Origin of the sequence: Glutamicibacter soli (genome assembly GCF_003309065.1) — a bacterium.
GTDB classification, from domain to species: domain Bacteria; phylum Actinomycetota; class Actinomycetes; order Actinomycetales; family Micrococcaceae; genus Glutamicibacter; species Glutamicibacter soli.
Genome location: NZ_POAF01000001.1, coordinates 471,930 through 486,775 on the forward strand (window position 1 = coordinate 471,930; position 14,846 = coordinate 486,775).

Consider the following 14,846-nt stretch of genomic DNA (forward strand, 5'->3'; position numbering starts at 1 on the left):
CATTCAGTCTCAATTCACTACAATGCATATTTATCCATTAGGATGGAAACATGTCTAAAGTTCTTACCAATCTCCCAGTAGGCGAGCGCGTCGGTATCGCGTTCTCCGGTGGCCTCGACACCTCCGTTGCCGTCGCCTGGATGCGCCACAACGGTGCCATCCCGTACACCTACACCGGCGATCTCGGCCAGTACGACGAGCCGGACATCGACGCCGTTCCGGGCCGCGCCCTGGAGTACGGTGCCGAGGCTTCGCGCCTGGTCGACTGCAAGCCGGGCCTGGTCGAAGAGGGATTCGCCGCCCTGGCCTGCGGCGCCTTCCACATCCGCTCGGGCGGAAAGTCGTACTTCAACACGACCCCGCTGGGCCGCGTGGTCACCGGCACCCTGCTGGTGCGCGCCATGCGCGAGGACGGCGTGGACGTCTGGGGCGATGGTTCGACCTACAAGGGCAACGACATCGAGCGCTTCTACCGCTACGGCCTGATGGCCAACCCGAAGCTGCGCATCTACAAGCCGTGGCTCGACCCGCAGTTCGTCGCTGAACTGGGCGGTCGCCAGGAGATGAGCGAGTGGATGGTCGCCCACGGCTTCCCCTACCGCGACTCGGCTGAGAAGGCCTACTCCACCGACGCCAACATCTGGGGCGCCACCCACGAGGCGAAGACCCTGGAGCTGCTGAACAGCTCGATCGAGAACGTCGAGCCGATCATGGGCGTGAAGTACTGGGACGAAAGCGTTGAGATCACCTCGGAAGATGTTTCCGTCACCTTCTCCGCCGGCCGCCCGGTCGCCATCAACGGCAAGGAATACGTCGACCCGGTAGCCCTGGTCAACGAGGCGAACATCATCGGCGGACGCCACGGCCTGGGCATGAGCGACCAGATCGAGAACCGCATCATCGAAGCCAAGTCCCGCGGCATCTACGAGGCTCCGGGCATGGCGCTGCTGTTCATCGCCTACGAGCGCCTGGTCAACGCGATCCACAACGAAGACACCGTGGCCAGCTACCACAACGAAGGCCGCCGCCTGGGCCGCCTGATGTACGAAGGCCGCTGGCTGGATCCGCAGGCCCTGATGCTGCGCGAGTCCCTGCAGCGCTGGGTCGGCTCGGCCATCACCGGCACCGTGACCATCCGCCTGCGCCGCGGCGACGACTACACCATCGTCGACACCACCGGCGAGAACCTGAGCTACCACCCGGACAAGCTGTCCATGGAGCGCGTGGGCGACGCCGCCTTCGGCCCGGTGGACCGCATCGGCCAGCTGACCATGCGCAACCTGGACATCGCCGATTCCCGCGGCCGCCTGGAGCAGTACGCTGCCATGGGCCTGGTCGGCGGCACCACCGCCAAGCTGGTGGGCTCGCTAGAGGCCGGCGGCGCCGACGCGATCGTCGACGCCACCCCGGTGGACAGCGACGAGCTGGCTACCGACCGCGCCAACGAGCTGGCCGCCTTCGATTCAGGCACCGACTAGGCTCCGACGCCCCTGCGTTGAACGCTAAGAGCTCGGGCGGATGCTTCCTTGATTGGAAGCATCCGCCCGAGCTTTTTTGTTGCCTGGACCGCTGCGCGGCCTGCGCGCAGGGTTGCAGCGCGGCGGGGTTTAGGAGGTCAGCCCGTTGAGCGCCGCCAGGGACTGCAGGGCCATGATGAATCCGACCAGCGCGAGGAACCTGAGGGTGCCGTGCAAGGCCGCCCCGAGCCGGGTGTCCTTCGCCGGGAGCGTGACCGCTTCGTCCGCCAGCCAGGTGACCAGCGTGATCACGGTGCCGATCAACGCGATCTGCTCCTCGGGAAGCGACATCGTCTTGGCCAGCGCGAGCCCCGCGGAAAAGCCGACCAGCACCTGGGCGGCCGGCCACAGCATCGCTTTCAGGGTGCGGCGGGGCTTGGCCCGCTCGACGGCCACAGCTAAGCTTCGATCAGCTGCAGCAGCGGGCTGACCGCGATGGTGAAGCCGACCAGCGAGACGATGCGCAGCACCAGCCGGATGCGGGCGCCGGAGGTGGTGTTGGGTTCCGGAAGGCGGAATCCCTGCTCGACGATCCAGGCGGCGATCACCACGATCACGCCGGCCAGCGCCAGCTGCGCGTGGTCGACGCCGGAGAACAGCGAGGTGATGCCGATGCCGATGATGACGCCCACGCAGGCCTGGAACACCAGGTGCAGCGGCACCCGGGTGGCCCCCAGGTGGGTTGGCTTGCGCTTGGCGCCGGCGTTGTCGTCCCGGTCTTCTTGAGGAATCATGAGTCCCTACTTCTGCTTGTCGTTGTGCGCGCCGTCGCCGGGCGCGAAATCTTGAAGTGTCCGGCACAGCAGCACTCCGGCTCCCCCGGTGAAGTGGACCGTGCCGAATCCGGCGGCCCGCGCCCCGAGGGTGAATCCCAGCGAACGCTGCAGCGCAAGCGGGGCGGTGTTCCGCGCATTCACCACGCACCAGGCGGCATCCGCCCGCTGCGCCACCCAGCTCAGCCTGGCCAGGCCCAAGGCCGTGGCCACTCCGCGGCGCCGCCAGCCGGGGTCGATCTCGACCCCGCCCAGGTAGTAGCCCGCCGGGGCCACCGGGTCCTGCGGATCCCACCACTGCGCCTTGGCCCAGCCGACCAGGCGCCCGTCCTCGGACATGGCGGCCAGCAGGCACCCGCCGGGAGCGAAGCGCTCCGGGGCGCTGGTGCGGCCCAGGCTGCGCGACAGCTCGCGCACGGCGCGGTAGTCCTGCGGAACCAGTGGCCGGATGCCCACCATGGATGCGCGCCGCGGAGCCTAGTCGAGGCTGAACGGCTTGGGCGGCATCGGGTAGGCCATTCGCGCCTGATCCAGGCCGTCGTACGGGGCGGTGGCGATGACCATCTTGGTGAAGTCCAGCTTGGCTTCGCGGATGCAGACCTTGATGGCGTTGACCGCGAGCTTCGGGGCTGGCGAGAGGATGCGGATGTTCAGCTTGCGGTTGCCGAAGTCGCTGGATTCCACGGTGCCCAGGCCACGCCAGGCCAGGTGACCGGCCAGCGCCTCGGTGGCCTTGTTCTGCAGGTACTTGTCGCGCGCGGTGCCCTCGGCGGTCTTCAGCGCGTACTGCACGATGACCCAGGACTGCTCCTGGTCGGAGAGCTCCTTGTAGCCCTCGGCGGCGCAGGCCTCGGCGAAACCGGCGAACAGCTCGTCGGCGCGGTCGGCGGTGACGTCCTGCACCTCGCTGGTCTGCGACATGTGGCCCACCGGACCGTGGTTGACCACGAACTGGCCCAGCTCTTCGTCCTCGAACTGCTGGAACCACGCTTCGCGGAACTGCAGTTCGTTCTTCTCGTTCATCCGGTAGGTGCGAATGATCGCCATCGGTCTCCCCCAGGGGTTGGTTTCTCGGTGTTTTGTCTCAAAGTGCGTGGTGTTGCCGGCTCAGCCGACGTGCTGCAGGCTGCGGGCCCGGACCAGCCAGCGCCGCCGGTGCTCGGCGTTGAATGGCGCCGCGTCCGCGCGGACCGCATCGAGCAGCACCTTGCTTTCGGCGCGGATCGAGCGCTGCAGGGCCTCGGGATAGCCCATGCTCAGGCGGTGCTGGTCGAACTCGTCCTCGTCGTCCAGGAAGGTGCCGCGGCTGTGCGAGCGGATCACGTCGAGGTCCAGGTCGATGGAGTTCACTTCCCAGGCCCCGCGCTTCATCCGCCGCCAGCCGATGCTGCCGGCCAGGTCGATGTAGATGTCGAAGTCCTCGTCCGGATCGTCGTACAGCGTGGCGATCCACTGGCCTTCGGAGGGGAACAGGCACAGCGCGTCGCAGGCGGCCAGGTGCGCGGTTCCCGGGCGGGAGACCAGCGATCCGGCCGGCTGGTGCACCCAGTGGCCGTACTCGTCGGAGCCGAGGTAGAAGCCGGGCACCACCCAGTGCGGGCTGGCGTCGTACTTCCAGGCGCGGGCCACCACCAGCGCGCCGGCGGCGACGCTTGCAGGGTTGCGGGGCAGCCCTTCGGGGCAGCCGGGCTGGGCGCTCACAGCTTGGGGATCTGTCCGGTGGGCAGGTCCTGGCCGGGCAGCGGCCGGGCGAAGGGGACCTTGGTGCCCAGCACCTGGGCCAGCGTGTCCCGGGCGACCTGCTGGGCGGTCAGGCCGACGCGCTCCAGCACCTCGGCACGGGTGCCGTGGGCCAGGAACTTGGTGGGCAGGCCCACCTCGTTCAGCGCGGTGTCCACCCCGGCGGCGCGCATCTCGGTGCGCAGGCGCGAACCGACGCCGCCGGCGCGCACCCCGTCCTCGATGCAGACCACGATGCGGTGGCGGGCGGCCAGCGAAATCACGGAGGACGGCATGGGCAGCACCCAGCGGGGGTCGACCACCGTCACCGAGACGCCCTGGCTGTTCAGCCGCTGGGCCACGTCCAGGGACAGCTCGCTCATCGCTCCGACGGAGACGATCAGCACGTCCGGCGCGGCGCGGTCGCCCAGCCGGGCCAGCACGTCCACGCCGTCGGGCAGCCGGTCGATGGACTCGACCTCTTCGCCCACGGAGCCCTTGGAGAAGCGCACCACGCTCGGGGCGTCGTTGATGTCCATGGCTTCGCGCAGTTCCTCGCGCAGGCGGGTGGCGTCGCGCGGGGCCGCCAGGTGCAGGTTCGGGATGATCTGGGTCAGCGCCATGTCCCACATGCCATGGTGGCTGGCGCCGTCCGGGCCGGTCACGCCGGCGCGGTCAAGCACGATGGTGACCCCTGCCTTGTGCAGCGCGACGTCCATCAGCAGCTGGTCGAAGGCGCGGTTCAGGAAGGTTGCGTAGACGCACACCACCGGGTGCAGGCCGCCGAAGGCCAGGCCGGCCGCGGTGGTCATCGCATGCTGCTCGGCGATGCCCACGTCCAGCACGCGGTCCGGGTGGGCATCGGACATCTTCTTCAGGCCCACCGGCAGCAGCATGGCGCCGGTGATCGCCACAACGTCCTCGCGCTCGTCGGCGATCTTGGCGATCTCGTCGCCGAAGACGCTGGTCCAGCTCTGCGCGCTGGGCTTGGCGACCGGGGCGCCGGTGGCAGGGTCGATGACGCCCACCGCGTGGAACTGGTCGGCCTCGTCGGCCAGGGCCGGCGCGTAGCCGTGGCCCTTCTCGGTCAGCGCGTGCACCAGCACGGGACCGCCGTACTGCTTGGCCTGCTGGAGCGCTTCCTCCACGGCGGCGAGATTGTGGCCGTCGATCGGGCCGATGTACTTCAGGCCAAGGTCCTCGAAGAGCCCCTGCGGGGCCCACCAGTCCTTGATGCCCTTCTTGGTGGCATGCAGCGACTTGTAGGTGAAGCTGCCGACCGGGCCGGAATCCTTCAGCCGGCCCTTGAGCTTGTCCATGGCGGACTCGTAGGCGGGGTGGGTGCGGAACTTGTCCAGCTGCTGGCGCAGTCCCGCGAGCTGGTCGGCCAGGCCGCCGATGGTTGGGGCGTAGGAGCGGCCGTTATCGTTGACCACGATCACCGCCTTGCGTTCCTTGTCAGCGGCGATGTTGTTCACCGCTTCCCAGACCATGCCGCCGGTCAGCGCGCCGTCGCCCACCAGGCCCACGGCATAGCTTTCGGTGCGGCCGGTCAGCTTATTGGCCCGGGAGATGCCGTCGATCCAGGACAGCGAGGACGAGGCGTGGGAGGACTCGACGATGTCGTGCTCGGATTCGCCGCGGTCGGGGTAGCCTGACAGGCCGCCCTGCTGGCGCAGCGTTTCGAAGTTCTGGCGCCCGGTGAGCAGCTTGTGCACGTAGGACTGGTGGCCGGTGTCGAACACGATGGAATCGGTCGGCGAATCGAACACGCGGTGCATGGCGATGGTCAGTTCCACCACGCCGAGGTTCGGCCCCAGATGGCCGCCGGTGCGGGCGACGTTGTCGATGAGGAAGGCGCGGATCTCTTGCGCAAGTTGGGTGAGCTGATCCAGGGTAAGCGCCCGCAGGTCGCTTGGTTTTTTAATGGTCTCGAGTAAAGACACAGTCATCCCCTTCACATTTCTGCCCATGCGGGCACCGCAAGTCCGTGCGAAACAACTAGTCTATCGCGCACTTGACTGCTCCCATTATCCGCCAACTTTTGGGCTGGAACCAATTTTTCGATGATGATGTTGGCTACGCCCAGCTTGGCCGCGGTCGCGACGACGGAAAAGAAACTAGAAGCTGTCGAATTTCCCTCTTTCCACCCTCGCGCCGCGTAGGTAAAATGAGCCTAATTCTGGACACGGGGCTTTCCACCTCGCGAATCTGCTAAGTCTTCCTAGGAGGGGGACATGGGGGAAATTCGTGCCGGCCAAGTGCCGACGGAATATGTAGATGCAGTTGTGGTCGGTTCGGGGTTCGGCGGTTCGGTGGCAACCTACCGCCTGGCCGACGCCGGCAAGCAAGTGGTCCTGATGGAACGCGGCCGGTCATACGGGCCCGGCGATTTCGCCCGCTCTCCGTCGGAGCTGTCCACCGCCTTCTGGGATCCCAGCGAAAAACTCTACGGACTGTTCGACGCGTGGACCCTGCGGGGCCTCGAGGGGCTGGTCTCCAGCGGCCTGGGCGGCGGCTCGCTGATCTACGCCAACGTGCTGCTGCGCAAGGACGAAAAGTGGTTCGTCAACGAATCCCCGCTGCCCGGCGGCGGGTACGAATCCTGGCCCATCGGATACCGCGATCTCGAACAGCACTACCAGCGCGTCGAGGACATGATCGGGGTGGACCGCTACCCCTACCAGGACACCGCCAAAACCAACGCCTTCGAGCAGGCCGCCCAGGCCGGCGGCCACACGGTGTTCCGTCCCCCGCTGGCGGTGAGCTTCTCCACCGATGCGGACTCCCCCGCCCAGCCGGGCCGGATGCTGCCCTTGGCGGACTACGGCAACCTCCACGGCAAGCCGCGCACCACCTGCACGCTGTGCGGCGAATGCGATCTGGGCTGCAACTCGGGCGCCAAGAACACCCTTGACCACAACTACCTCTCAGCTGCGGCGGCCACCGGCAACGCCGACATCCGCACGCTGCACGAGGTGCGCGGCTTCTCCCGCGCGTCGGACGGCAGCTGGCTGGTGCGCTACGTGATCCACGACCCTCAGCACCCCTCCTCAACCGGCGACCTTCCCGAACGGCTGATCCGCTGCGCCAAGCTGCTGCTGGCCGCCGGCACCTTCGGCACCAGCTACCTGCTGCTGCGCAACCGGATGACCTTGCCCGGGATCAGCCCGGCGCTGGGCACCCGCTTCAGCAGCAACGGAGACCTGCTCGGACTGCTGTTCAATGCCAGCGAGCAGGTCGAAGGGCGCACCGTGCCGCGCCAGCTGTACGGGAACCGCGGTCCGGTCATCACCAGCACCGTGCGCGTCGCGGACGCGCTGGACGGCAACGGCGCCACCGGCCGCGGCTACTACCTGCAGGACGCCGGCTATCCGGCGTTCTTCAACTGGCTCATGGAACTCTCGCAGTTCCGCGAGGCTCTGCCCCGGGCCGGCAAGGTGGCCGCCAAGATCATCGAGAACCGGCTGTTCCAGCGAAATCGCAGCAGCATATCTGCCGATCTGGCCATGGCGCTGGGCCCTGGACGCTTTTCCAGCACGGCGCTGCCCCTGCTGGGCATGGGCCGGGACGTGCCCGACGGGCGCATGTACCTGCGCGAGGGCCGGCTGGCAGCCGACTGGACGCTGTCCACCTCGCAGGAGTTCTTCGAATCCGTGCGCGGTGCCATGCGCGGCATCGGCGACCAACTGGGTGCTGCTTTCAACGACAACCCGCTGTGGAAGGCCCAGCGTGTGGTCACGGTGCATCCGCTGGGCGGGGCGCCGATCGGCGCCAACGACCAGGTCGGCGTCTGCGACCCGTGGTCGGAGGTGTACGGCCAGCCGGGCCTGTACGTGGTGGACGGCGCCGCCATGCCCGGCCCGGTCGGCCCGAATCCGTCGCTGACCATCGCCGCGATGGCGGACCGGGCCTGCGAGCACCTGCTCGAGCAGTCGTGGGCCTCCCCCGTCGTCGCGGCCGGATCTTCCCTAGCCGGTGCGGCGCCGGAGGGCGGACCTGTTGACGCGCATACCGCGCAGGACCCGGCCGCCCCGGTCGAGCCACTGAATCCCCGGGCCACCTCGGTGGCGTTCACCGAAACCATGCGCGGGCATTTCACGCTGGGCGTGGGCGAGCCGGCCTCGGGCCTGGCACAGGCCTCGCTGCGCCACGAACGCATGATGTTCACCCTGACCATCACGGCCAAGGACATCGACCGCTTCACCGCCGATCCGCGCCACCCGGCGAGCGCCGAGGGCTTCCTCGACGCGGATGTGCTCGGCGGGCACTGCCCGGTGCTACGCGGCTGGTTCAACCTGTTCGTGCCGGATGAACAGGAACGCCGGCTGATGCTCTACCGCCTGCATGTCCAGTCCCCGGGCGGGCGGCAGCTGACCATGGTGGGTTTCAAGGACATCCATGACGGGCCGGGCGTGGACCTCTGGCCGGATACCACAACCCTGTTCGTGCAGCTGCTGGAAGGCCACGTCTTCCCGCCGGCACCGGAACACCCTGCGGCCTCCGGGCTGCTGGCGGCCGAGGACCCGGCGGTGCTGGGATCCGGCATCCTGTATATCGAGCCGCTGGACTTCGCGCGCCAGCTCACGACCTTCAGGGCGCAGGGGCCGCGCAAGGTCCAGGCGCTGTCGGCCTTTGGCGGGCTGTTCCTGGGGTCGCTGTACCGCAGCTACCTTGCGCCGCGCCGTGTCCGGAAGAACGATCATGAATCAGCATGAGTTGGAGCAGTTCGAGCATGAACTGGGGTTCCGCCCGCGGCCGGCGGCGCGCTGGCTGTCCCCGCCCGAGCTGGTGCGCACCGGAATCAAGGCGCTGGCCGCCCAGGTCTTCCTGGGGTTCATGGACAACCGGGAGATGCAGAGCATTTTCCCGCAGCGAGCCATGGACCTGGCCGAATTCCCGCCGCAGGAGCAGGGCCGCTGGATCGACTTCATCGCGGATCTCGGCGATGGTTTCGACGCGACCTACACCATGGCCTGGGCGCTGGCCCAGCCCGAGCTGCAGGTCCAGGCCGCGCAGCCCGGCCAGCCGCCGGTAAGGCTGCCCAAGTCGCAGCTGCTGGTCATGGGCGGGGACGAGGTCTACCCGGCGGCCTCCGAACGCGCCTACGAGGACCGGCTGGTGCGACCCTACCGTGCCGCTTCGCTTCCGGGGCCGGCGGCCGCGCTGCTGGCCCTGCCCGGGAACCACGACTGGTACGACGGGCTGACGGCCTTCGAACGCATCTTCTGCCAGCAGGCGAAGATCGGCGGGTGGCAGACCCTGCAGTCCCGTGGCTACTTCGCCGCGCGGCTGACCAACCTGGAAGCCAACACGGTGCAGAAGACCTGGTGGCTGGTCGCGCTGGACAGCGAGCTGGGCAGCTACATCGACCGGCCGCAGCTGCAGTACTTCGAGGCGGAGGTGACGCGGCACCTGAAGCCGGGCGATGCGATCATCCTGTGCGCCTCCTCCCCCACTTGGGAGGCCACCGGCACGTTGCCGGACGGCGACCCGAACGCGAACAACGCGTTGCGCTACTTCGAGAACCACTACCTGCTGCAGTGCACGGACCCGGCGACCGGGGAATCGACGCCTACCGGGGCGCAGATCCGGGTGCGGCTGAGCGGGGACAAGCACCACTACGCACGCTACGCCCAGCTGCACGAGCAGGCCGGACCCGAGGACCCGCGCCGCGAGCAGCTGCTGACCTGCGGCCTGGGTGGCGCCTTCCTTTCGGGTGCCCGGCACCTGTCGCCCGAGCTGCTGTTGCCGCCCACCGGTTCGCGGGAGATGGTGAATCCGGCTGAGCGCCAGCGGTATGCGCTGGCCGAGACCGTGTTCCCGACCCCGACGCAGGAGCGGGCGCTGCACTGGCAGCTGGCCAACCCGTTCAGCGCGTTTTTCCTGCCTTGGCGCAACCCCTGGTTCAGTACCGGGCTGGGCGTGGTGCACCTGGCCTGCTTCATGTTCTTGTGCACCGTCTTCTCCGGAATCACCGGCGACTCGTATCCCGAGGCGCTGGGTTCGGGCGACTGGGTCCACGCCGTGGGCATCGTGGTGTTCCTGTTCGTGGTGCCGCTGCTGATCGCCCTGCTGCTGTGGCTGGCGCGCAATGCCCGGGGGCTGTTCCAGGACGGGTCTGAGGCCTCCGGGAAATCCAATCCGATGGTGCAGCCGCTGCTGATCGTGGGCCTGCAGCTGTTGTTGGCCTCGGCCATTTTCACCGGGCTCATCGCCCTGCCCTGGCAGCGGAACTGGAGCGCAGGGTGGATCACCGTGCTGCTGGCGGCGGTCTACGCCACGGTGCTGGGCGCCGCCGTAGGCACGATGGTCTTCGCCCTGCACCTGGTGTTCGCCCCGCCCGGGGCTGTGGGCAGGTTGAAAATGACGGCGCTGGCCTACGAGGACGGCAAGGGCTTCTTGCGGATGCACCTGCGCGACGACGGCACCTTGGTGATCTACCCGGTGATTGCCGATACCGTCGTCCACGACTGGGATACCGGACCCAGCACCCAGAACCAGATGCGCCCGGTGCCCGCCGACGGGCTGCCGCCGCTGCGGCTACTGGAAAACCCGATCACCGTGAGCATCAACGGCTTCAGCACCCCGGGAGGTGTCCAATGACCACCATGCAGACAACCCGCGCCGATCATGCGACCGAGGTGGTGCAGTTCCGCGCCGACGACGGGCTGCCGCTGACACTGGTGCATGTCGCCTCGCGGCGCCGCCCGGACGCCCCGCGCGGGCCGGTGCTGCTGGTGCACGGGGCCGGGGTGCGCGCCGAGCTGTTCCGCCCGCCGATCGCGCGCACCCTGGTGGACGCCCTGCTGGATGAGGGCTGGGACGTGTGGATGCTGAACTGGCGTGCGTCCATCGACCTGCCGCCGGTGGCCTGGACGCTGGACGACGCGGCGGTGTTCGACCATCCTGCGGCGGTGCGCGAGGTGCTGGCGCGCACCGGGGCGGATTCGCTGGCCGCGTTCGTGCACTGCCAGGGCTCGACCTCCTTCACCATGGCCGCGGTGGCAGGGCTGCTGCCGCAGGTGCGCACCATCGTCTCCAACGCCTGTTCGCTGTTCGTGGATGTCCCGTGGGTATCCCGGCAGAAAATCACCCACCTGCTGCCGCTGCTGGGCGGGTTCACCCCGATGCTCTCCCCGCGCTGGGGCTACAAGTCCCAGGGCTACTTCTCGCGCATCGTGCGTTCGGGGGTGAAGCTGACCCACCACGAATGCGACAACACCGTGTGCCGGCTGGTGTCCTTCACCTACGGGGCGGGGCATCCGGCCCTGTGGTCCCACGCGAACCTGGACGATGCCACGCACCGCTGGATCATCGGGGAGTTCGCCGGCGCCCCGCTGTCTTTCTTCCGCCAGATGGCCGGGTGCGTGAAGGCCGGATACCTGGTGCCCACCGGGCAGCACAGCCAGCTTCCCGACTCGCTGGTGGACGGGCCGCCGCGCACCGAGGCACGGTTCTCCTTTATCGCCGGGGCGGACAACCGGTGCTTCCTGCCACAGGGGCAACGGCGCACCTACGAATTCTTCGACTATTACGCCCCCGGGGAGCATTCGCTGCACGTGATTCCCGGCTACGGACATCTGGATCTTATTTTCGGCAGGGATGCCTGGCGCGACAGCTATCCCTTGATCCTTCAGGAGCTTGCATCATGAATCTGCTACCCCCGCTGCGCTCGGCGCTGCGCCTGCTGCCCTCGGCACTGCCGGCTCGGCAGCGGCAACTGTCCGGGCAGAAGGCCACCGTGGACGGCATCAGCTACCTGCTGCCGGTCAATTCCGAACCCTCGCCGGTGCTGATGACCGCGTTTCCCATTGACGCCCGTGCCGCCGCGAAGCTGATCCCGGGCGAAGAGCTGCATCCGTTCAGGCTGCCAGGCGGACGCTCGCTGCTGGTGGTCACCGTGATCAACTACCTTGCCACGGACATCGGCGCCTACATCGAATACTCGCTGGCGCTGGCTGTCACCCGTGGCATGCGCCCGGCACCGCCGCTGCTGCCCATGCTGTTCCAGAAAACCCTGAACCTGGGGCAGTACGTGGTGGATTTGCCGGTGAGCACTGAAATTTCGGTCAAGGGCGGCAAGGGGATCTGGGGCATGCCGAAGCACCAGGCCAGCTTGGACTTCAAGGTGACGGAGCAGACGGTGTCCAGCGCCTATGAGCTGGACGGGGTGAAGGGCGCGCTGGTGGAGATCGAGCGCCCGGCGCCCACCGCGCTGCCGATCAAGGTCGGCGCGGTGAACTACTGCTCGTTCCGCGGCATGCTCTACAAGTCGAGCATCTACTTCCAGGGCACCGCCGACGTGTCGATCGGCCGGCAGGCCAAGGCGCGGCTGGAGTTCGGCGACCTGCCGCAGGTGGCAGGACTGGCGGGACTGGATTTCGACCCGCAGCCGGTGTTCACCCTGTATATTCCCGATTCCCACGGGGTGCTCGATGACCACTACGAGGCGTGGTTCCAGTACGGCCGGGACCGCGCCCCCTACGGCGGGGACGGCATGGATTCGGTGGTCGGGCTGGGGTTGGGCGAAGAATGGCCCGATCCGCCGCGGCGGGGCGAAAGCCGCGTCCAATGAGTACTGCCCTGGCTTGGACCGCACTGATTTCGGCACTGGTGACGATCTTCGGCGCATCGTTGTATCTCGGATTCATGACGGTGGCGCAGTTCTTCCTGCGCCCGGTATTCCTCGGCTTGCGGCTCGATGAGCTGTCAACGGTCTTCGCCGTGCCCATCACTGCAATCACCCGCTTTCTGGGGATCATGTTCCTTCCCTTGTTGGTCGCCCCGCTGATCCAAATATGGCTGGGACGCACCCACGTGTGGACGCTGGTATTCTCTATCGCCGCCGCCGCGTCGTACATTTTCCTGGCCTTGTGGTACGCACTGTCCATGCGTCCGGTTAACCAGCAGCTGCTCACTGGCGCGGTGTCCGAAGAGCCGGAGTTGCGTGCCAAGATGCACCAGTGGGTCTCGCGCAACTGGGCGAGATTCTATGCAGCACTGATTTACTGGGCGGCCGCGGTCGGCTATCTGCTGGCAGGCCATGAACTGTGGGAGGCACTGCCATGAAATGCACACACGTCGAATCCGGCCCCGCGTCCATGCTGGCTCGCGCGGCACTGGGGATCGGAGCGGTGACAGTGGTGTCCGGCGCAAGCCAGGCAGCAGCTCCGGGACTCGTGCTGAAGCTCGTGGGAGCCGAGAATTCGCCGGCGACCCGCCAGCTGTTCGGCACGGTCGGCATGTTCATGACGATCACCGGCGGGCTGTTGACCCACTCGATGCTCTGCCGCCAGTCGATGCGCCTGGCGCTGTTCTGGTCGGTGCTGCAGAAGGCCGGCGCGGTCGGCGCGGTCGCGATCGGGGTGCGCCGCGGCGTGTTCGCCCGCCGGGCGCTGGCCGTCGCGGCGTTCGACCTGCTCTCGGCCGCGGTGCTGGCCGCCGGCCTGGGCGCAACAAAGCTCCCGAAACATGAACGGTCGCAACGGTGAAACGCTCGCTGGTGCTCGCCGGAGGCGGCATGCGCGTGGCCTGGCAGGCTGGTGTGCTGAAGGCCCTAGAGGAAGCCGACCTGGAATTCACCCACGTGGACGGGACCTCCGGCGGAATCCTGAACACCGCCATGATGCTCTCCGGCCAGGATGCCGACCAGATGATGAAGCGCTGGGCCTCGGTGAAGGTCTCCCAATTCTCCTCGCCGCTGCCGCTGCGCGACTACCTGCGGGGGCCATGGAACCTGCCGGCGCTTTCCGGCCCCGAAGCCATGGTGACGAAGCTCTTCCCCTCCATGGGGGTGGATGTGGACGCCATCCGGAAAAGCAAAATTCCCGGGACGTTCAACATCGCGAACTTCACCGAGAAGCGCAGCATCGCGGTCTCATCCAAAGACGTGGACCCGCAGCTGCTGGCGGCGGGCATGAGCTTGCCGATTTTCACCGCGCCGCTGTATCGCGACGGGGCCACCTGGACCGATGCGGCGTGGATCCGGGATGCGAATATCACCGCTGCGCTGGATCATGGCGCCAGGGAAATCTGGCTGCTCTGGTGCGTGGGCAACTCCCCGTACTGGGGCAAAGGCCCGCTGGAACAGTATGTGCACATGATCGAGATGAGCGCCACCGGCGGATTGCTCGCTGATTTCGAGCAGGCCAAGGCCGCCGGACGTGAATTCGTCCTGCATGTCATCAAACCGGAGCATCCGCTGCCGCTGGACCCGGTCTTCTATCTGGGGCGGATCAGCGCGTCCACGCTGATGTCCATGGGCTACCGGGACGCGGTCGCCTATCTTGAGCGGTCTCGGCCGGAAGGGGTTCGGGCCGATTACCGATGCACCGCCATGACCGATGGGCCGGTTGGCGTCAGTTGGAGCGAGCGCCTTTCCGGGCATGGGTTCGGGCTGAACTTGACCGTGTGGCTGCCGCTGGATGATGCGGTACCCGGAGCAGTCACCGGTTTCCTCGCCAAGCGGCGCGTGAAACACCTGGTTCCGTTGGCCGACGGCAGCATCGTGCGCACCGCCAGCAGCTGGGAGTACCGGGCGCGGGCCCGGATCGATGGCGACTGGGTGCCAGTGGCCATCCGCCGCGAAGTTCCTGCCGGGGAATCGATCTTCGACCAGCTCCCCCGGGCCGAGGCCGACATCGGCACCCAGCACCCGAACCTGCGGATGGGATTGTGCGGACGGATCCGCATGCTCATCTCGCTGGAGCCCTTCGGTGCCCACGGACTTCGACAGCGCATCTTCGCCGCCAGGGACGTCTTGAAGATGCTGCGCACCGCACGTTCCGGCTAGGGCTGCCGCCGCAGCGGAAGTCCGGAGAGAGACCTGAACCAG

The 14,846-nt window shown here is 67.7% G+C and carries 14 protein-coding genes; 8 read left to right on the forward strand and 6 right to left on the reverse strand.

Going from position 1 to position 14,846, the window contains the following annotated elements; all coding sequences use genetic code 11:
- Positions 1-50 precede the first annotated feature (50 nt).
- Positions 51-1,478, forward strand: a complete 1,428-nt coding sequence (argG, locus tag C1H84_RS02290; protein ID WP_053798351.1) for an argininosuccinate synthase — start codon at positions 51-53, stop codon at positions 1,476-1,478.
- 129 nt (positions 1,479-1,607) lie between these two features.
- Here the strand turns inward: argG and C1H84_RS02295 are convergent, their stop codons facing one another.
- Genes C1H84_RS02295 through dxs form a run of 6 tightly spaced genes read right to left on the reverse strand, consistent with a single transcriptional unit; the run spans position 1,608 to position 5,955 of the window.
- Positions 1,608-1,871, reverse strand: coding sequence for a hypothetical protein (locus C1H84_RS02295; protein WP_146955824.1), 264 nt, complete (start codon positions 1,869-1,871; stop codon positions 1,608-1,610).
- Positions 1,872-1,915: 44 nt separating this feature from the next.
- Entirely contained in the window at positions 1,916-2,251 is a 336-nt protein-coding gene (locus C1H84_RS02300) for a hypothetical protein (RefSeq protein WP_047119429.1), read from the reverse strand.
- Between the two features lie 6 nt (positions 2,252-2,257).
- Complete coding sequence (locus C1H84_RS02305; protein ID WP_113606431.1) at positions 2,258-2,749, reverse strand: GNAT family N-acetyltransferase; 492 nt, start codon at positions 2,747-2,749, stop codon at positions 2,258-2,260.
- A gap of 18 nt (positions 2,750-2,767) precedes the next feature.
- Entirely contained in the window at positions 2,768-3,337 is a 570-nt protein-coding gene (locus C1H84_RS02310; RefSeq protein ID WP_047119431.1) for a hypothetical protein, read from the reverse strand.
- Between the two features lie 60 nt (positions 3,338-3,397).
- Entirely contained in the window at positions 3,398-3,991 is a 594-nt protein-coding gene (locus C1H84_RS02315; RefSeq protein WP_047119432.1) for a DUF402 domain-containing protein, read from the reverse strand.
- The gene (gene dxs / locus C1H84_RS02320; RefSeq protein WP_053799427.1) at positions 3,988-5,955 is read right to left on the reverse strand and encodes a 1-deoxy-D-xylulose-5-phosphate synthase; all 1,968 of its coding nucleotides are present in this window, start codon (positions 5,953-5,955) and stop codon (positions 3,988-3,990) included. The genes C1H84_RS02315 and dxs overlap by 4 nt, the downstream gene beginning before the upstream one ends.
- Before the next feature lie 291 nt (positions 5,956-6,246).
- On the opposite strand from dxs, the gene C1H84_RS18600 reads away from it, so the two are divergent.
- Genes C1H84_RS18600 through C1H84_RS02355 form a run of 7 tightly spaced genes read left to right on the forward strand, consistent with a single transcriptional unit; the run spans position 6,247 to position 14,804 of the window.
- Positions 6,247-8,727 (forward strand): GMC oxidoreductase, encoded by a 2,481-nt coding sequence (locus tag C1H84_RS18600; protein WP_113606432.1) that lies wholly within the window; start codon positions 6,247-6,249, stop codon positions 8,725-8,727.
- Positions 8,714-10,615 (forward strand): hypothetical protein, encoded by a 1,902-nt coding sequence (locus tag C1H84_RS02330; protein ID WP_146955826.1) that lies wholly within the window; start codon positions 8,714-8,716, stop codon positions 10,613-10,615. Before C1H84_RS18600 ends, C1H84_RS02330 begins: the two co-directional genes overlap by 14 nt.
- Positions 10,612-11,664, forward strand: coding sequence for an alpha/beta hydrolase (locus tag C1H84_RS02335; protein WP_244910783.1), 1,053 nt, complete (start codon positions 10,612-10,614; stop codon positions 11,662-11,664). The genes C1H84_RS02330 and C1H84_RS02335 overlap by 4 nt, the downstream gene beginning before the upstream one ends.
- Positions 11,661-12,587, forward strand: a complete 927-nt coding sequence (locus tag C1H84_RS02340) for an acetoacetate decarboxylase family protein (protein ID WP_113606434.1) — start codon at positions 11,661-11,663, stop codon at positions 12,585-12,587. Before C1H84_RS02335 ends, C1H84_RS02340 begins: the two co-directional genes overlap by 4 nt.
- On the forward strand, positions 12,584-13,081 hold the full coding sequence (locus C1H84_RS02345) for a hypothetical protein (protein ID WP_146955828.1): 498 nt from the start codon (positions 12,584-12,586) through the stop codon (positions 13,079-13,081). The genes C1H84_RS02340 and C1H84_RS02345 overlap by 4 nt, the downstream gene beginning before the upstream one ends.
- Positions 13,078-13,503: a hypothetical protein gene (locus C1H84_RS02350; protein WP_146955830.1), complete on the forward strand. Its 426-nt coding sequence runs from the start codon at positions 13,078-13,080 to the stop codon at positions 13,501-13,503. Before C1H84_RS02345 ends, C1H84_RS02350 begins: the two co-directional genes overlap by 4 nt.
- Positions 13,500-14,804: a patatin-like phospholipase family protein gene (locus C1H84_RS02355; RefSeq protein ID WP_113606437.1), complete on the forward strand. Its 1,305-nt coding sequence runs from the start codon at positions 13,500-13,502 to the stop codon at positions 14,802-14,804. Before C1H84_RS02350 ends, C1H84_RS02355 begins: the two co-directional genes overlap by 4 nt.
- The last annotated feature ends 42 nt before the right edge of the window (positions 14,805-14,846 follow it).